We start from the raw sequence: 18,288 nt of genomic DNA on the forward strand, positions 1-18,288 counted from the left end.
TGGTGAAGCCGATACGGTGGAAAAGCTGGAAGCACTGTTGCCGTGGAACATTGGCCTTGCCCCTTTTTCAAAAAATGTACCGCAATATGAATAGGGCAAATACGTCGATTTAACGGCGGATACAGTTGTTCAGCGTCAAAAGTTAAGTGGTAACCACTTCTGCCAGATAAAAAACCAACGTAACTCACTATCAATCAACAAATCGGAGCTACGGCCTGTGGCTCCCCGACTCTACGAAGCCATTAGAATAATGGAGTTGCTCGATAATTTCGGCCAAATGTTCAACCACTGTCAAATCCTGCGAGACCGCAAGGGTCGCAGAGGAAGGGCGAACGAGAAAACCATGATGTGCCAGGCGCAACATAGCGAGATCATTGAACGCATCGCCAACAGCGAGAACCTCAGCATTTTGTTGCAACAACCGCCAAACATGCTCGACTTTGCCCTGACGTTCAGCCCAAAGGCATCCTGTGATCCAACCATCTTCGTCAGACTCTAACGAATGGCAATAAGCACTCGGAGAGCCTAAAGTTTTTAACAACGGATCAGCTAATTGATAAAAGCAGTCTGAAACAATATGCACCTTATAGCCAATTTGTTCGGTAAGCTGCTGTAAAAAAATTCCAGCTTCTGGAAAAGGTTCAATCTCTGCAATAATATTTTGTACATCAGTAAGCCGCAAACCATATTTTCGAAGATGATGAATACGCCAACTCATTAACGCCGGATAATCTGGTTCTTCTCGTGTTGTGATAAATAATGCTTCAATACCAGTAGCCTCTGCAATGAGAGGCCATAACTCGGGGACAAGCACTCCCTCCAGATCGATACAAGCAACTTTCATTTTATCTTCCTATTAAATGCTAACATTAGTGAAAACCAGTGAAGCACCCAACAGAATTAGGGCAACACCAATGATCTTATCCACGGTGAGTTGCCGAGTTAACAAACGACTGCGCATAGCGGGTGCAGCGAAGAAAAGTGCGACAATACTGAACCAGATCCAATGGGAAAGTGACATAAAGAGACCATACGCAAAATTCTGATTCATTGGACTATCGGGATGAACAACCTGTGTGTAGGTTGCAACGACAAATAACATTGTTTTTGGATTAAGTGCATTGGTCAGGAAACCCATACGAAATGCTGCGAATGGTGATGGAGTCAAACCTGACACTTCATTTAAGGTGATCAGTTTTTTATTCACTAGTGATTTATATCCAATATAGATCAAATATGAGGCTCCCAATACCTTCATTGTGAAGAAAAGCATTGGTGAGTTCACAATAAGTACTGCGATACCAAATATTGTATACATAACATGTAATTGAACCCCGCAAGCAATACCAAAAGCTGAAACCAGCCCAGTACGAGAGCCGAATGCATAGCTATTTCGAGTAATCATCGCAAAATCAGGGCCAGGACTGATAACTGCAAGAATGGTGATAGTGGCTACTGCAATCAGTTCATTCATAATTTAAAATTCCATTAGAAAAGACAACGGGGCGCAACACTCGCCCCATAAATAGCATCAACGTTTGTTGAAAGTAATAACGAGTACATCTCGATAGCCATGCTGAGTTGGATCTTTTGCAAGGATAGGTGTTACGCCATGCATAGTTCGCTCATCATTAACAATAGCGACATCAAGAGGATTTAACAGAGTGAAATGAGTCAGTTCTTGACGTTCCCGATTATAAATACCTGTCTCACCATTGAGCACGTTGACACGATTGACTAACATCATGAATACGAAGTTTACTCCATCACGATGAATACCTTCAGGAGTAGGAAGAGTTGCAGTACTTGTAGCCACAATCCGAAACTGATGCACTTCAATATGCCAGCAAAAGAATGGTGCTAAACCAGAGAATATAGCATGACAAATTTCCAATGCTGTCATTAAAATTTTCCCCGAAGCAATAGACGACTCAATAGGTGCAAAATATCGGGGAATGCCCCCGTTAAGACTATTATACTGAACACTTTGATAATGTGGCTGTGGCAATTCTAACTGAACGCCAGCAGCAGGCACTGCACTATAAACACCATGGCGACGAAATCGGTATTTACCTCCATCTTTCATAAAGTTATCCTGCTCCAAGCGATTCCAACTCTCCTGAAACTCAGCCCAATCTTTTGAAAAGTTTTTATTCTCAGCTGAAAGTAATGTTAGAACTGTCTTTGCGGGAATTGCAAGATAGTCCTCTTTAGCTACCTCCTGGCATATTTTATTGATAATTAATTCATTTTCATACCTTTTTTCTCTTAACTTCTCAACAGCAATTTCACATGTTGGCATTTCCATATTTTTCCTTAAAACATCGATAATAGTTATCATATTGTGCGTTATTGATTATTAATCGATTGTCAGAAAGGAAAAAGCGATTTATTTTACCGGCAACCTGTCAGATTTCATCGAGTATATGAGACTTCCATCCCTATCCTCGTTGCGCTTTTTTGAGGCCGCAGCGCAAACAGGCAGCTTTGTAAAAGCTGCCGCACAACTACATGTGACACATGGCGCAGTCAGTCGCCAAATACGGCTATTAGAACAAGCACTGGGTGTTGAACTGTTTGAACGACGCAATCGCACAATTGTTCTCAACACAGCAGGACGTTTGCTGCATGAGACCACCTTCTCAGTATTCAATCAGTTAGAGGCTGTCGTACATCAACTGCAACAAAGCGCACGCGAAGAAGTACTTGTACTATCTTGTGAGCCAACTATCGCCATGAAATGGCTAATCCCTAGATTAAGTAGATTCCACAATGCTAATCCCGATATCAAACTGCACTTAGTTGCTGCTGGTGGGCCTATCGATTTTGCACGAGTAGGCGTTGATTTGGCTCTGCGTCGGGATGATTTTCGTTGGACACAAGACTACTATGCAGAAAAAATTTGCGATGAATGGGTCGGGCCGGTAACAGCGTTAGCCAAAAGCAGCGGCAATAAACAACTATTGGACAATTCAACCCTACTCTACTCTGGAACGCGACCTAAAGCGTGGTCAACATGGCAACAGTTGGCAGGGATCTCCATCCAAGGCAGTGCCCGTGTTGATTATGAACACTTTTACCTCTGTGTCCAAGCTGCGGTATCCGGCTTAGGTGCTACTATCGCCTCGTTTCTAATGGTACAGGATGAATTGGCGAACGGGCAATTGTACCCCCCCTACGGTTTCATCCGTGATGGCTCAGGTTATTATCTACTGTCTCCTCAGCCATTCGAGCAAGACGAGAAACGAACTCGATTTAGTCAATGGCTGATGGCAGAGGTAACTGCCTGCCTTAAGGTAACAACAGCGTAATCAAGATAATCCGGATTCCTTGTAAACTGGATAGGCAGCATCAATTAGTGCATAAGCCTAGCTGAATCAAGTAGCTTTGTTAGCACCAAGACCCCCTGATGACTCTCGGAACATCAAGGAAACAGGCCAATTAGCTAAGAGTTTAAGTGACACTAAAATTTTTATTAAACCAAATGATATTGGTTTCAATCGAAGATTGTAGGCATTAAAAAAGCCACCTAACGGTGGCTTTTCAGGATATTAATGGTGCCGGCTACCGGAATCGAACTGGTGACCTACTGATTACAAGTCAGTTGCTCTACCTACTGAGCTAAGCCGGCTAAATCTGTTAGGGCGCTCGCCCTGCTGTGCAGCGCAATATAATACACTCCTTAGGTAGCAATCAAGTGTCAGTAACAGATTATTGCCCCCGATGATGAGAATGGATAACAAATCAACGCTTGTCTGACAGCAGCTTGCTATTTTATTCATCATGGTCGATAATGGCGCCGCTTTAACGGTTAGCGCCGCTAACTCGAAGCACTCAATGGGGGCTTTGCTGGTTCTTCCGCAATGCTAACCTGTGAACTCGGTCAGGTCCGGAAGGAAGCAGCCGTAGCAGGTGACGCGTGTGCCGGAATGTAGCTGGTAAGGCCCCCACCAAATTTAGTGGTGATGACGTTTGGCATTGATGGCAATCCGTTGGCATTAATCGCAATTTAGTTTTTGATCAAAAAAGAATTGGCAAAAAAGAGACGGCTAGCGACTATTCTGCTGTTCATTCCCTGATTTTAACAATCAGACCACTGCTGGCGGTTTTGTTGCGTTGTGTTCGGCAAGCGACTGCCTCAAGTCATTAACGACTAACCTTACCATGCATCGACAGTGAACAGCATCTTAGTCTCACCGCAGTCAACTCTCTCTTTTACCACTCACCGTTATCGCAAAACAGAGCGCTCACTCTATCACTTCACGGTTAACTGTAGCGCTGTGCGCGGTGTTTTTTTGATGCATTTTGTTTCATAAAAATGTCATAAAACTGACGCATAATGGCCGCCATGATCAACGGCAATCGCCAATAGATTGATAGGATTGATAATGGCAACACGCATACTGGTGGTGGATGATGAAGCACCAATCCGTGAGATGATCTGTTTTGTACTGGAGCAGCAAGGCTATCATCCGGTTGAGGCAGAGAGTTATAACCAAGCTCTCACGCTACTTTGCGAACCGCTTCCCGACTTGGTGTTACTTGACTGGATGTTACCGGGAGGTTCCGGAATACAGTTAATCAAACAGATGAAGCGCGAGGCGCTGCTGCGCGACATACCGGTGATGATGTTAACCGCACGTGGTGAAGAAGAAGACCGCGTGCGCGGTTTAGATGTCGGTGCAGATGATTACATTACCAAGCCATTCTCCCCTAAGGAGTTGGTAGCACGAATTAAAGCCATGATGCGCCGCGCATCGCCAATGAAAGTTGAAGAAGTCATTACTATTAATGGCTTATCGTTAGATCCCTCTTCTCATCGCATTATCGCTGATGAACTTGTTCTGGATCTGGGGCCAACAGAGTTTAAGCTGTTGCATTTCTTTATGACCCATCCAGAACGCGTTTACAGCCGCGAACAACTGCTTAATCACGTTTGGGGCACGAACGTTTATGTGGAAGACCGTACCGTTGATGTACATATCCGCCGGTTACGTAAAGCACTGGAGTGCAGTGGTCATGACAAAATGGTACAAACCGTACGCGGTACTGGCTATCGCTTCTCTAGCCGCTATTAAGCATCACCGGCAAGGAGACAACGCATGTTAGAACCTCTCTCTTGGCGGCGACAGTTGATTGAGCTGATGTTGTTCTGTCTGCCTGCATTGCTGATTGGGCTGATTTGGGGATATTTACCCTGGTTTTTGCTGCTATCACTGCTGGCGGCGATTGCTTGGAACGGCTATAACCAACTCAAACTGTCACACTGGCTGTGGGTTGATCGCAGCATGACACCACCGACCGGGCGCTGGAGCTGGGAACCGCTATTTTATGGCCTCAACCAGATGCAGCAACGCAACCGCCGTCGCCGCCGTGAATTAGCACTGTTGATCAAACGCTTCCGCAGTGGTGCTGAATCGTTGCCCGATGCAGTGGTGATCACTACCCTTGATGGCCACATTTTCTGGTGCAACGGTTTAGCACAACATCTGCTCGGTTTTCGCTGGCCAGAGGACAACGGCCAACACATCCTCAACCTACTGCGTTATCCCGAATTTAGCCACTATCTACAGCAACAGAGCTTCAGCAAACCACTGACACTGCACCTAAATAACGAACGTTTTGTTGAATTTCGTATCATGCCTTACTCCGAAGGGCAGTTACTGATGGTGGTACGCGACGTCACTCAAATGCGTCAACTGGAGGGAGTACGGCGCAATTTCCTGGCCAATGTCAGCCATGAACTGCGCACACCGCTCACCGTGCTGCAAGGATATCTCGAAATGATGAACGACGAGAGCATCAGTGAGCCGTTATGCCGCAAAGCACTAGCCACCATGCAGGCACAAAGTAAACGTATGGACAGCCTGATCAACCAGTTGATCACCCTGTCACGCATCGAAGCGGCACCGACGATAGATCTCAGCCAGCAGATTGATATGCCTAGTATATTGCAACAGCTACAACACGAAGCGGAGTCGCTCAGCGCTGGGCAGCACCTGATCACATTTCAGGTTGATCAACAGCTAAAAGTATTTGGTAACGAAGATCAACTACGTAGTGCCGTCTCTAATCTGGTATACAATGCCATCAATCACACACCAGAAGGGACGCAAATTGCAGTCAGTTGGCAACAAACACCGCAAGGGGCACGATTTCAGGTGTGTGATAATGGCCCAGGAATTGCTGCTGAGCATTTGCCACGCTTGACAGAGCGTTTTTATCGCGTTGACCATGCCCGTTCGCGCCACACAGGGGGCAGCGGATTGGGGTTGGCGATTGTGAAACATGCCCTGAGCCATCATGATGCACGTCTCGATATCAGCAGTCAGCCTGGCGGTGACACGCTATTCAGTTTTTATATACCCAGCAGACTGGTTGTTAAGTAAAAAAACAGGTAATACAACACGCTCATTTTTATTTCATTTAACCAAACAGATCACATGGTATCGCATGAATCAACGTCTAACAGCAAAAGATATTATCGCGCTCGGCTTTATGACCTTTGCGCTTTTCCTCGGGGCTGGCAATATCATCTTCCCTCCCATGGTTGGCTTACAGTCTGGTGAACATGTCTGGGTGGCTGCGCTCGGTTTTTTGATCACCGCAGTCGGCCTGCCGGTGATCACTGTGGTTGCGCTGGCGCGTGTCGGTGGCGGCATTGATACTCTCAGCTCTCCGATTGGCCGCATCGCTGGTGTGATACTGGCTACCGCCTGTTATTTAACCGTCGGCCCGCTATTCGCCACACCACGCACCGCCACTGTCTCGTTTGAAGTCGGCATTGCACCGCTGACCGGTGATGGCCCACTGCCACTACTGATCTACAGCGTGATCTACTTTGCCATCGTGATTGGCATTTCGCTCTACCCTGGACGACTGCTCGATACCGTCGGTCATTTTCTGGCGCCGATAAAAATCGTCGCACTCACCATTCTCGGCATCGCGGCCGCACTCTGGCCAGCGGGCGCACCGATTCCTGCCACCGAAGTCTATCAAAGCGCCCCGTTCTCTACCGGCTTTGTTAATGGCTACCTGACAATGGATACCTTAGGCGCACTGGTGTTTGGGATTGTTATTGTCAACGCGGCACGCTCACGCGGTGTTACCGAGCCACGCCTATTGACTCGCTACACCATTCTCGCCGGTCTGATTGCTGGTCTCAGCCTGACACTGGTCTATGTGGTACTGTTCAAACTCGGCTCAGGCAGTGGTGTTCTGGTTCCTAATGCCAGTAACGGTGCCACCATCCTTCATGCCTATGTGCAGGAAACCTTCGCCGGGATGGGTATTCTGCTACTGGCGACCATCATTTTTATGGCCTGTATGGTCACTGCGGTAGGGCTGACTTGTGCCTGTGCTGAATTCTTTGCGCAATACCTGCCTCTGTCATATAAGTCACTGGTATTTATTCTCGGCATCTTCTCGATGGTGGTCTCTAACCTCGGCCTAAGCCAACTGATCCAGCTATCAATTCCAGTGCTGACAGCCATCTATCCACCGTGTATTGTACTGGTGGTACTCAGCTTCACCTCTGGTTGGTGGCGTAACCCGTCACGCATCATTGCACCCGTGATGCTAATCAGCCTGCTATTTGGTTTGCTGGATGCCGTGAAGGGGTCACCGTTGCACTCTCTATTGCCTGAATGGGTTGATAAGTTGCCACTGGTGGCACAAGGGCTGGCCTGGTTACCGCCTTCACTATTGATGCTGATACTGGCTGCAGCCTACGATCGCTGGTTAGCCAGCAACAAAGCAGCTCAGCCGCAATAAGTATATAGGGCTGTTTTCACATTTAATTAGGGACAAGACACTCTCATGCAACAACAATCCAACACAACCTCGGAGAACAGATTAAAACGGGGTCTTAGCACGCGTCATATCCGTTTTATGGCGCTGGGTTCAGCGATCGGCACTGGGCTTTTTTACGGCTCTGCCGAAGCGATGAAAATGGCTGGCCCGAGTATTTTGCTGGCCTACCTGATCGGTGGCGTAGTGGCGTTTATTATCATGCGTGCTCTGGGCGAAATGTCGGTGAACAACCCACAAGCCAGCTCATTCTCGCGCTACGCGCAGGATTATCTCGGGCCGATGGCCGGTTATATCACCGGTTGGACCTACTGTTTTGAAATTCTGATTGTTGCTATTGCTGACGTGACTGCATTTGGCGTCTACATGGGTGTTTGGTTCCCCGATGTACCAAGCTGGATCTGGGTATTAAGCGTGGTACTGCTTATCGGCGCAATCAATATGCTCAGTGTCAAGGTGTTTGGCGAAATGGAGTTCTGGCTGTCGCTGATCAAAGTTGCCACCATTGTGATCATGATTATCGCCGGTATTGGCATCATCATCTGGGGCATCGGCAACAGCGGCCAAGCGACCGGGATCAGCAATCTTTGGAGCCACGGCGGATTCTTTAGCAACGGCTGGCTCGGAATGCTGTTCTCACTGCAAATGGTGATGTTTGCCTATGGTGGTATCGAAATTATCGGTATCACTGCTGGCGAAGCCAAAGATCCAAAAGTCTCCATTCCGAAAGCGATCAACTCCGTTCCCTGGCGGATCTTGCTGTTCTATGTCGGCACACTGTTTGTCATCATGTCGATCTACCCATGGAACCAAGTGGGAACCTCAGGCAGCCCGTTCGTCTTGACCTTCCAGAATCTCGGTATCGGCTCTGCGGCGGCGATCCTGAACTTTGTCATCATCACCGCCTCACTATCAGCAATTAACAGCAACATCTTCGGTGTTGGTCGGATGTTGAACGGCATGGCTGAACAGGGGCATGCTCCAAAGATGTTCACCAAAATCTCCAAGCGCGGCATTCCGTGGGTGACGGTGTTGGTGATGATGGCCACCTTACTGGTTGCGGTATACCTGAACTACATTATCCCGAAAAGCGTGTTCCTAGTGATCGCTTCACTGGCTACCTTTGCCACTGTTTGGGTCTGGATCATGATCCTGCTGTCACAGATCGCCTTCCGGCGCAGTTTAAGCCAACAGCAGATCAGCAAGTTGGAGTTCCCACTGCGTGGTGGTATCGTCACCTCAATCATCGCACTGTTATTCCTGGTATTTATCATCGGCCTGATTGGCTACTTCCCTACTACACGTGTCGCGCTCTACGCCGGGCTAGTGTGGGTGGTGCTGTTGATTACCGGTTACTACATCAAACTTAAGTTACAACAGCATCAACGCTAATCGCAGCGTACTGATGCTGCCATCCTCCCCAGAGCAGAGCGCGGTTATCATGCCGCCTCTGACTCTGTTCTGGCACCAGCCAATCGCTTTTTATCTGCTCACAACAAGCCAAAACTTGATGTCACGAGCCAAATTACCCCTAATGGAGTAGTTAATTTACCCGCAGCACGCTGCCGAAGCTGACCATTTATGCTACAATGCCGCCGGTAAAAAAGAGGCGATCCGTTCGATGTTAGAAGTTAACGATCTGAATTGTATACGTGACGAACGTACCCTATTTGATGGACTCAGTTTTTCTGTCACCCCTGGCGACATCGTTCAGGTTGAAGGGGCAAATGGTGTCGGCAAAACCAGTTTACTGCGTATCCTGGCCGGGCTCGCGCTACCCAATGGCGGCGAAGTTCGCTGGCAGGGTCGCAATATCCGTGCTGATCGTGCTGGCTACCATCAAGATCTACTCTTCCTCGGCCACCTGCCGGGGATCAAATCGGTATTAACGCCATTCGAAAACCTGCGATTCTATCAAGCCATTAACCAACCGGTTGATCAGCAGGCGATCTGGTTGGCACTGGAGCAGGTTGGCCTGCTCGGCTATGAGGATTTACCGGTGGCGCAACTCTCTGCTGGACAGCAACGGCGCGTCGCACTAGCGCGCTTATGGCTACAACAGGCGCCATTATGGATCCTCGATGAACCGCTAACAGCCATTGATAAACAGGGCGTGCGTTCGCTCACGACACGCTTTGAACATCATGCCGAGCGTGGCGGGATGGTGCTGTTAACCACCCATCAGGATTTAGCAGTCGCACCTCAGCGGCTAAAAAAAGTGCGTTTATCAGAACACAAGGTGGGTACTGCCTGATGTTTTTCACTGTGCTAAGACGCGAACTCAGCATCGCCTGCCGCAAAGGTTTAGAGATCATTAACCCGCTGTGGTTTTTCTTGATTGTGATCACGCTGTTTCCACTCGGCATCGGTGCCGATCCGCAACTGCTGGCTCGCATTGCGCCGGGGATCATCTGGGTTGCGGCACTACTGGCATCACTCCTGTCACTGGAGCGCCTGCTGCGCGATGATTTCCTTGATGGCAGCCTGGAACAACTGCTACTACTGCCGACGCCACTACCGCTCACGCTGCTGGCGAAAGTCACTGCTCACTGGCTGCTCACCGGTTTACCGCTATTACTACTGTCACCGCTGGTCGCGCTACTGCTGTCGCTTGATATCAATACCTGGCAAGCGGTTGCGCTAAGCTTACTACTCGGCACCCCGACACTCGGATTGATTGGTGCCATTGGTGTTGCCTTAACGGTTGGACTGCGCAAGGGCGGTGTGCTGCTCAGTTTACTGGTGCTACCGCTTTACATCCCAGTGCTGATCTTTGCTACTGCTGCAATTGACGCTGCTGCGATGGGAATGCCGATTGATGGTTATCTGGCTATCCTGGCCGCGATGCTGGCTGGCAGCCTGACACTGGCACCGTTTGCCACTGCCGCAGCGCTGCGTATCAGTGTCAACTAACTAGCGTGCTGCTGTCGCCGGGTAGCGTAACGCAGTTTTCAAATGATTTTTACTGTGAGTGATGACGACAATGTGGAAATGGTTACATCAGTTTGCCCAGCCTGAGCGGCTGTATCATCTATGTGGACGTTTTGTCCCCTGGTTTGGTATCGCCGGTGCGATGTGTTTAGCCGTTGGCTGGATCTGGGGCTTCGGTTTCGCCCCGAAAGACTACCAACAGGGCGACAGCTTTCGCATCATGTACATCCATGTACCGGCAGCAATGTGGTCAATGGGCATCTATGTCTGGATGGCAATTGCCGCCTTTATCGGGCTGGTCTGGCAGATGCGGATGGCGGAAACAGTGGTCGCCGCCATGGCACCTGTCGGAGCCGTGTTTACCTTTATTGCCCTGGTGACTGGCTCCGCCTGGGGCAAACCGATGTGGGGCACCTGGTGGGTATGGGACGCACGCCTGACCTCAGAACTGGTGCTACTATTCCTCTATATCGGCATTATCGCGCTCTATGGCGCATTTGATGATCGCCGCCTTGCTGGGCGTGCTGCTGGTATTCTGGTACTGGTTGGCGTAATCAACATCCCGGTGATCCACTTCTCAGTCGAATGGTGGAACACACTACACCAAGGTTCAACCAAAATGCAGCAGACCATCGCCCCCAGTATGCGCTCACCGCTACGCTGGGCGATTGTCGGTTACCTGCTATTTTTCATCACACTCACACTAATGCGCTTACGCAACCTGATCTTAGCCCATGAACGTCAACGTACCTGGGTAGCTGCGCTAGTCAGCAAGGAGCGTCAATCATGAGTCATTTTGCCTTTAACTCTTGGGCGGCATTCTTCCACATGGGAGGGTACGGTTTTTACGTCTGGCTGGCAGCAAGCATGACCTTATGCGCACTGTTCGGTTTACTGATCCACACACTGTGGCAACACAAACGCCTGCTGATTGAGCTACACCGTCAGCTATCACGAGAGCAGCGTATTCGTCAGTCGCAACAGCACCAGATCGCAAACGCTGAATTATCCTCTGTTCACTCTCAGGAGAGAAGATTGTGAATCCACGCCGCAAAAATCGCCTCTATCTGGCCGTGATGCTACTGATCGGCCTCACCTTAACCGCTTCACTGGTACTGTATGCCCTGCGCGCCAACATTGACCTGTTTTACACCCCGGGTGAGATCCTGTACGGCAAAGGCAGCCAGGCTGAAAAACCACAGATCGGCCAACGGTTACGCATTGGCGGCATGGTCATGCCGGGATCTGTCAAGCGTGATCCAGAGACACTAAAAGTCAGCTTTAAACTCTACGACATCAGAGGAGCGGTTGAAGTTAACTATCAAGGCATCCTGCCGGATCTGTTTCGTGAAGGTCAAGGCGTGGTCGCACAAGGGATACTACGCGCCAGTAACCTTATTGATGCACGCGAAGTATTGGCGAAACACGATGAAAAATACACCCCGCCAGAAATTGCTGACGCGATGAAACAGAACCACCTGTTAATGCCACAAAGGGACACGCCACAGCAACCAAGAGGCAACACGCCATGATACCAGAGCTGGGAAGCTTCCTACTGTGTCTGGCACTGGCGATCGCGCTGCTACTCAGCCTCTACCCGCTGTGGGGGGCTGAACGCCAAGATCAACGCATGATGGCCACTGCACGCCCGCTGACATTGGGGCTGTTTGCCTGTGTTGCCGCGGCCTTTTTCTGCCTGACCCACGCCTTCGTGGTCAACGACTTCACCGTCAGCTATGTCGCAGCGAACTCCAACAGCCAGCTACCGGTCTACTACCGTATTGCTGCCACCTGGGGCGCACACGAAGGTTCACTCTTGCTATGGGTACTGATGTTAACTGCTTGGTCGCTAGCGGTCTCACTCAACAGCCGCGCGATGCCACAAGACGTAGTCGCACGTGTATTGGCAGTCATGGGGATGATCAGCAGTGGTTTTCTGCTCTTTATTATCCTCACCTCCAATCCATTCAATCGCACACTGCCGGGCTTCCCGATAGATGGCCGTGATCTGAACCCGCTGCTACAGGACATCGGGTTAATCTTTCACCCGCCGCTACTCTACATGGGCTATGTCGGCTTCTCCGTCGCCTTTGCCTTCGCCATTGCCTCACTGATGACTGGCAGACTCGATACCGCCTGGGCACGCTGGTCTCGCCCCTGGACACTGGCAGCTTGGATATTCCTCACCCTTGGCATCGTGCTCGGTTCCGCCTGGGCTTACTACGAACTCGGCTGGGGCGGCTGGTGGTTCTGGGATCCGGTAGAAAACGCCTCATTCATGCCGTGGCTGGTTGGCACCGCATTGATCCACTCATTAGCAGTAACAGAAAAGCGCGCAGCGTTTAAAGCCTGGACAGTATTACTGGCAATTGCCGCGTTCTCGCTATGCCTACTGGGAACTTTCTTAGTGCGCTCTGGGGTACTGGTCTCAGTTCACGCCTTTGCATCAGATCCGGCACGCGGCATGTTTATTCTCGCCTACCTGGTACTGGTGATCGGCGGTTCGCTGCTGCTGTATGCAGTCAAAGGCAGCCAAGTACGTAGCCGAGTGCAACACGAAACCTTTTCACGTGAAACCTTCCTGCTGGGCAACAACCTGCTATTAACAGCAGCCATGCTAGTCGTGCTACTCGGCACACTACTGCCGCTGGTACATAAACAGCTTGGATTAGGTAGCATCTCGATTGGTGAGCCATTTTTCAACACCATGTTTACCTGGTTAATGGCGCCATTCGCACTACTGCTTGGTGTTGCTCCGCTGGTACGCTGGCGGCGTGACAGTGCCAGTAAACTCTGGCGACCGTTAGCGATCGCCCTGATGATCACCCTACTCGCCTCAGTGCTGCTTCCCTGGTGGCTGCAAGATAACATCGCCGCGATGACCATCGTTGGCCTGATGATGGCAATCTGGGTGTTTCTACTGACGCTGTTCGAGCTGTATCAACGCGCCACCCATCGCCACGGCTTTTGGCGTGGACTGCGGCAATTATCGCGCAGCCATTGGGGCATGGTACTTGGCCACCTTGGCTTAGCCGTGACCGTGGTTGGTATCGCCTTCAGCCAAAACTACAGCATCGAACGCGACGTGCGAATGCAGATCGGTGACGCACTTGAGATCCGCGACTACCGCTTCGTGCTGCGCGATATCCACGATATCCGGGGTGCCAACTACAGCGGCAGCGTCGGCATTATTGACATCACACGCCATGGCCAACCCGAAGCCACACTGCGAGCAGAAAAGCGCTACTACAACACCGCACGCAGCATGATGACCGAAGCCGCAATTGATGGCGGCCTAACACGTGATCTCTACGCGGCATTAGGCGAAAAACTGGATGATGGCTCATGGGCTGTGCGCCTTTACTACAAACCGTTTGTACGCTGGATCTGGTATGGCGGCCTATTGATGGCACTCGGAGGACTACTCTCGATGCTCGATCCACGTTATCGCATCAGCAAAAAACTTAACCGAGCCGCACCATAAGAGGGAGTGCTATGAACCGCAAACTGTTATTTCTGCCTTTAGCCCTGTTTCTGTTACTGGTGGTAGCACTGTTAGTGCAACTGAAACGCAACGCGGCTGGTGAAGATCCCACCATGCTGGAATCAGCACTGATTGGCAAACCGATGCCGACCTTCAAACTGGAATCGCTGGAGCAACCCGGCAACATCCTTGATCAACGCGTACTGCATGATGGCAAGCCGCTACTACTGAATGTCTGGGCCACCTGGTGCCCAACCTGCCGCGCCGAACATCAATACCTGAACACCCTGGCTGCCCAAGGGGTTCGAGTGATTGGGCTGAATTACAAAGATGATCGCCAAAAAGCGATCCTCTGGCTACAGCAGTTAGGCAACCCCTATGCGATCAGCCTCTATGATGGCAATGGCATGTTAGGGCTAGATCTCGGCGTCTATGGCGCACCAGAAACTTTCCTGATTGATGGTAATGGCATTATTCGCTACCGCCATGCTGGCGACATCAACCCACTGGTCTGGCAACAAAAGATACTACCGCTCTATCGCCAATATGGAGGCAAGCTATGAGGCTATGTGCGCTATTGCTGGCGCTGCTGCTCACCAGCCACGCCAGCGCAGTGATTGAAAGCTATGTCTTCGATTCACCCGAGCAACAGCAACTCTACCGTGAACTGACACTGCAACTGCGCTGCCCGAAATGCCAAAACAACAACATTGCCGACTCTAACGCCATTATCGCTGCCGATATGCGCAACAAAGTGTATGAACTGCTTAACCAAGGCAACAGCAAACAGGAAGTGATCAACTACATGGTTGCGCGTTACGGCAACTTTGTCACCTACCAACCACCGGTCACCGCCGCAACACTGATCTTATGGATCGGCCCGCTGCTCTTTGTAGTACTGGGTGGCACACTGATATTACGCCGCACCGCTCGGCGTGGCAGCGTGCCTCAGCAACAGGGGCTCTCAGCTCAAGAACAACAGCGTCTTACTGAGTTATTAACCGACAATGACAGGAACACGCACTAATGGCTTTCTGGTTAATCGTTATTGTATTGCTGCTGGCCAGTGCAGCGCTGCTACTGCTACCGGCTCTCGCCAACAGTAAACAGAGCAACACACCAAGCCGCGACGCGCTAAATAAAGCACTTTATCAGGATCGTCTTACTGAACTAGAACAACAAGGTCTACTGGCCGAACAGCCCGAGTGGAGTCGAGAGCTACAGCAAACGCTACTGGATGACATCCCGAACCAACCAGCGACCGCAGTGCGCCCGATCAACCGCTACGCACTACTCCCTGGCCTGCTACTGCTGGTACTGGTCTCAGTGGGCCTCTACCTGAAAACCGGCAGCCGGGATCAGGTGATCGCCTGGCAACAGGTTAAAGCACAGTTACCCGAGTTACGCCAACGGCTGGCAAATGAACAGCAACAACCGCTTAGCGTCGAAGAGATCGCGCGCCTCGGCTTGGCACTACGCAGCTCGCTACAACATGATGATCGCAACATCAACGACTGGATGTTACTGGGTCGTGTCGGTATGGCACTCAATAACGCCACCACGGCGATCCAGGCATTCGAACGCGCTTACCAACTCGCACCAGAGAATAGCGAAATCCGCCTGGCTTACGCCGAAATGTTAATCCGCTCGGCTGATCCGCTCGATAATCAACAAGCCACGGCAATGCTGATAAAAATGGCGGCAGAAGATCACAGCAATCTACGGGTATGGAGCCTACTGGCATTTAACGCCTTCGAACAGCAAGATTATCAACGGGCTATCAATGCCTGGCAGATGATGTTAAAGTTATTACCTGCTGATGATCAACGTGTTGCCATAATTCAACGCAGTATTGAGCAGGCAAAGGGACAACTGGCGGAATAATCTGCTAGACTTCACCGCAGTCACGTCGATTTTTTGACCGCTGCCTGAGCTCCCCGACTCAACCGTTCCCAAACAAAACTGCAACTTTCAGGGAGGAATATAATGAAATATCGCCTGGCTGGGCTTATCGTTACCGCCACACTAATCACGGGTTGTGCCAGTTCATCGCACCACGCCCAACAAGGGCGTAGTGATCCGCTAGAGGGATTCAACCGCGCGATGTTCAACCTGAACTACAACGTGCTAGATCCTTACCTACTGCGCCCTGTCGCCTTAGTATGGCGCAACTATGTGCCACAACCGGCACGCAATGGCCTGGTCAACTTCACCGCCAACCTGGAAGAACCGGCCAGCATGCTCAACGCCTTCCTGCGTGGTAACCCCTATCAGGGCATGATCCACTTCAACCGCTTCTTCCTGAATACCCTGTTTGGCATGGGTGGCCTACTCGATATCGCCAGCATGGCTAACCCTAAACTGGCGCGTGAACAGTCACGCCGTTTTGGTGGCACACTCGGCCACTACGGTGTTGGTTATGGCCCCTACGTTCACCTGCCAATTTATGGCAGCTTTACCCTGCGTGAAGATGGCGGCAACTGGGCCGACAAACTCTACCCAGTGTTGAGTTACCTCACCTTCTGGATGTCAGTCGGTAAATGGGGCATCGAGGGAATAGAGTCTCGTGCGCAACTGATCGAATCTGAAGCCATGCTGCGCAATGCCTCAGATCCCTACCTGTTAATGCGCGAAGCATACTTCCAACGCCGAGACTTTCTGGCCCAAGAAGGCAGCACGCAACCGGCAGAGAACCCGAATGCCAAAGCGATTGAAGCGGATCTCGGCGACATTGACAGCCAATAATCTCGCGCCACCAATCTGAAACAGTGATTGCCAAGCAACACCATTAACGGCAGAATGGCGCTCCTATTCTGCTGGCATGGTGTCTCTTCCTACTGCCTGCTGGCTCATTTTTTATTCTGCATAACTCAATTAAGTCACTTATTGATGAAAAAAACGTCATTTCCGCTGTCACGTTTAAGCCGCCAAGCGATCATGTTTCCGCTCTGCCTAGTGCTGTTTGAACTGACAACCTATATTGCCAACGACATGATCCAGCCCGGTATGTTAACCGTAGTAGCCGAATTTAACGTTGGCCTAGAGTGGGTACCTAGCTCAATGACCGCCTACATGGCTGGCGGTATTTTTTTGCAATGCCTGCTCGGCCCCTGGTCTGACCGCCGAGGACGCCGGCCAGTACTGCTAGCGGGTGTCAGCTTCTTTATCATCACCAGCCTGGCGATCCTGCTGGCTAACAGCATTGAACAGTTTATCGCCATACGCTTCCTGCAAGGGATCAGCCTCTGCTTCATTGGTGCTGTCGGCTATGCCGCGATCCAAGAGGCATTTGACGAATCGCTGTGCATTAAAATCACCGCGCTCATGGCTAACGTAGCACTGATCGCGCCACTACTTGGCCCACTGGCGGGTGCTGCCTGGCTACAAGTCGCCCCCTGGCAAGGGATGTTTATCCTGTTTGCGCTACTGGCAGCAGTCGCTCTGCTCGGCTTATGGCGTGCCATGCCAGAGACCGCCACCCGATTGGGTGAAACCTTGTCAGCCGCCAACCTGTGGCACGACTATCGCCAAATCCTCAGCAACCGGCGTTTTGTCTATGGCGCCCTGGCATTCAGTTTTGCCAGCGTACCGCTGCTAACCTGGATTGCACAATCACCGGTGATTTTAATCAGCGGCGGCTCACTCTCCACATTTCACTATGCACTGCTGCAAATCCCGGTATTTGGTGCATTGATCCTCGGTAACATCACACTGGCCCACCTGACCGGGAAGTGGTCGGTAGAACAGCCAATCAAACTGGCAGCCTGGCCGATAATGATCGGACTATTGATTTCGGCCATCGCAACCTATTATTCAGCGCACGCCTACTTTTACATGGTGGCCGGTCTAAGCCTTTACGCCTATGGCCTTGGCCTGGCCAATGCCGGTTTATATCGCTTAACGCTCTTCTCCAGCCCGATCAGCAAAGGTGCCGTCTCGGCCTTAGTGATCCCCTCATTTCTATAAACTCAAATAATGCCAAGTGTGCGGGTATATAATCGATGCTGCCTCAGGTAATAAGTAAATTTCTCCATCAACAATATCGCATAGGCTTCTTTCATTTT

The 18,288-nt window shown here is 50.6% G+C and carries 17 protein-coding genes, 1 tRNA gene, 1 other RNA gene and 2 pseudogenes; 17 read left to right on the top strand and 4 right to left on the bottom strand.

Going from position 1 to position 18,288, the window contains the following annotated elements:
- Positions 1-208: 208 nt before the first annotated feature.
- From thrH to EOJ37_RS12570, 3 genes are read right to left on the bottom strand one after another with little or no spacing between them, the layout of a single operon-like run.
- Complete coding sequence (gene thrH, locus EOJ37_RS12560) at positions 209-844, bottom strand: bifunctional phosphoserine phosphatase/homoserine phosphotransferase ThrH (protein WP_127960252.1); 636 nt, start codon at positions 842-844, stop codon at positions 209-211.
- 12 nt (positions 845-856) lie between these two features.
- Positions 857-1,474, bottom strand: a complete 618-nt coding sequence (locus EOJ37_RS12565; RefSeq protein ID WP_127960253.1) for a LysE family translocator — start codon at positions 1,472-1,474, stop codon at positions 857-859.
- A 57-nt stretch (positions 1,475-1,531) separates the two neighbouring features.
- Entirely contained in the window at positions 1,532-2,308 is a 777-nt protein-coding gene (locus EOJ37_RS12570) for a 2OG-Fe dioxygenase family protein (RefSeq protein WP_127960254.1), read from the bottom strand.
- 118 nt (positions 2,309-2,426) lie between these two features.
- Between EOJ37_RS12570 and EOJ37_RS12575 the strand changes: the two genes are divergently transcribed.
- Positions 2,427-3,311, top strand: a complete 885-nt coding sequence (locus EOJ37_RS12575) for a LysR family transcriptional regulator (RefSeq protein WP_127960255.1) — start codon at positions 2,427-2,429, stop codon at positions 3,309-3,311.
- 244 nt (positions 3,312-3,555) lie between these two features.
- Here EOJ37_RS12575 and EOJ37_RS12580 read toward each other — a convergent pair.
- Positions 3,556-3,631, bottom strand: a tRNA-Thr gene (locus tag EOJ37_RS12580).
- Positions 3,632-3,847: 216 nt separating this feature from the next.
- Between EOJ37_RS12580 and ffs the strand changes: the two genes are divergently transcribed.
- The 16 genes and pseudogenes from ffs to EOJ37_RS12660 all read left to right on the top strand — a co-directional run.
- Positions 3,848-3,944, top strand: an RNA gene (gene ffs, locus EOJ37_RS12585) — signal recognition particle sRNA small type.
- Positions 3,945-4,388: 444 nt separating this feature from the next.
- On the top strand, positions 4,389-5,078 hold the full coding sequence (gene phoB / locus EOJ37_RS12590) for a phosphate regulon transcriptional regulator PhoB (RefSeq protein WP_127960256.1): 690 nt from the start codon (positions 4,389-4,391) through the stop codon (positions 5,076-5,078).
- Positions 5,079-5,102: 24 nt separating this feature from the next.
- Positions 5,103-6,389, top strand: a complete 1,287-nt coding sequence (gene phoR / locus EOJ37_RS12595) for a phosphate regulon sensor histidine kinase PhoR (protein WP_127960257.1) — start codon at positions 5,103-5,105, stop codon at positions 6,387-6,389.
- Between the two features lie 64 nt (positions 6,390-6,453).
- The gene (gene brnQ, locus EOJ37_RS12600; RefSeq protein ID WP_127960258.1) at positions 6,454-7,773 is read left to right on the top strand and encodes a branched-chain amino acid transport system II carrier protein; all 1,320 of its coding nucleotides are present in this window, start codon (positions 6,454-6,456) and stop codon (positions 7,771-7,773) included.
- A gap of 45 nt (positions 7,774-7,818) precedes the next feature.
- Complete coding sequence (gene proY, locus EOJ37_RS12605) at positions 7,819-9,201, top strand: proline-specific permease ProY (RefSeq protein ID WP_127960259.1); 1,383 nt, start codon at positions 7,819-7,821, stop codon at positions 9,199-9,201.
- Between the two features lie 229 nt (positions 9,202-9,430).
- Positions 9,431-10,063 carry a cytochrome c biogenesis heme-transporting ATPase CcmA gene (ccmA, locus tag EOJ37_RS12610; RefSeq protein ID WP_127960260.1) on the top strand — a complete coding sequence of 211 codons (633 nt, stop codon included), beginning with the start codon at positions 9,431-9,433 and terminating at the stop codon, positions 10,061-10,063.
- Positions 10,063-10,722, top strand: coding sequence for a heme exporter protein CcmB (ccmB, locus tag EOJ37_RS12615; RefSeq protein ID WP_127960261.1), 660 nt, complete (start codon positions 10,063-10,065; stop codon positions 10,720-10,722). The genes ccmA and ccmB overlap by 1 nt, the downstream gene beginning before the upstream one ends.
- Positions 10,723-10,792: 70 nt before the next feature.
- On the top strand, positions 10,793-11,530 hold the full coding sequence (locus tag EOJ37_RS12620) for a heme ABC transporter permease (RefSeq protein ID WP_127960262.1): 738 nt from the start codon (positions 10,793-10,795) through the stop codon (positions 11,528-11,530).
- The gene (gene ccmD / locus EOJ37_RS12625; RefSeq protein ID WP_127960263.1) at positions 11,527-11,781 is read left to right on the top strand and encodes a heme exporter protein CcmD; all 255 of its coding nucleotides are present in this window, start codon (positions 11,527-11,529) and stop codon (positions 11,779-11,781) included. The genes EOJ37_RS12620 and ccmD overlap by 4 nt, the downstream gene beginning before the upstream one ends.
- Positions 11,778-12,272, top strand: a complete 495-nt coding sequence (gene ccmE, locus EOJ37_RS12630) for a cytochrome c maturation protein CcmE (protein ID WP_127960264.1) — start codon at positions 11,778-11,780, stop codon at positions 12,270-12,272. Before ccmD ends, ccmE begins: the two co-directional genes overlap by 4 nt.
- Entirely contained in the window at positions 12,269-14,224 is a 1,956-nt protein-coding gene (locus EOJ37_RS12635; protein WP_127960265.1) for a heme lyase CcmF/NrfE family subunit, read from the top strand. Before ccmE ends, EOJ37_RS12635 begins: the two co-directional genes overlap by 4 nt.
- A gap of 11 nt (positions 14,225-14,235) precedes the next feature.
- The gene (locus tag EOJ37_RS12640) at positions 14,236-14,787 is read left to right on the top strand and encodes a DsbE family thiol:disulfide interchange protein (RefSeq protein ID WP_127960266.1); all 552 of its coding nucleotides are present in this window, start codon (positions 14,236-14,238) and stop codon (positions 14,785-14,787) included.
- Positions 14,784-15,251, top strand: a complete 468-nt coding sequence (locus EOJ37_RS12645; RefSeq protein ID WP_127960267.1) for a cytochrome c-type biogenesis protein — start codon at positions 14,784-14,786, stop codon at positions 15,249-15,251. The genes EOJ37_RS12640 and EOJ37_RS12645 overlap by 4 nt, the downstream gene beginning before the upstream one ends.
- Positions 15,251-16,105: pseudogene (gene ccmI / locus EOJ37_RS12650) on the top strand (c-type cytochrome biogenesis protein CcmI); the annotation flags it as partial. The gene EOJ37_RS12645 and the pseudogene ccmI, both read left to right, overlap by 1 nt.
- A 105-nt stretch (positions 16,106-16,210) precedes the next feature.
- On the top strand, positions 16,211-16,969 hold the full coding sequence (mlaA, locus tag EOJ37_RS12655) for a phospholipid-binding lipoprotein MlaA (RefSeq protein WP_127960269.1): 759 nt from the start codon (positions 16,211-16,213) through the stop codon (positions 16,967-16,969).
- Between the two features lie 144 nt (positions 16,970-17,113).
- Positions 17,114-18,166 (top strand): annotated as a pseudogene (locus EOJ37_RS12660) (MdfA family multidrug efflux MFS transporter); the annotation flags it as partial.
- Positions 18,167-18,288: the final 122 nt, after the last annotated feature.

It is taken from the genome of Serratia microhaemolytica, assembly GCF_004011885.1.
Classification (GTDB): Bacteria; Pseudomonadota; Gammaproteobacteria; order Enterobacterales; family Enterobacteriaceae; genus Serratia_G; species Serratia_G microhaemolytica.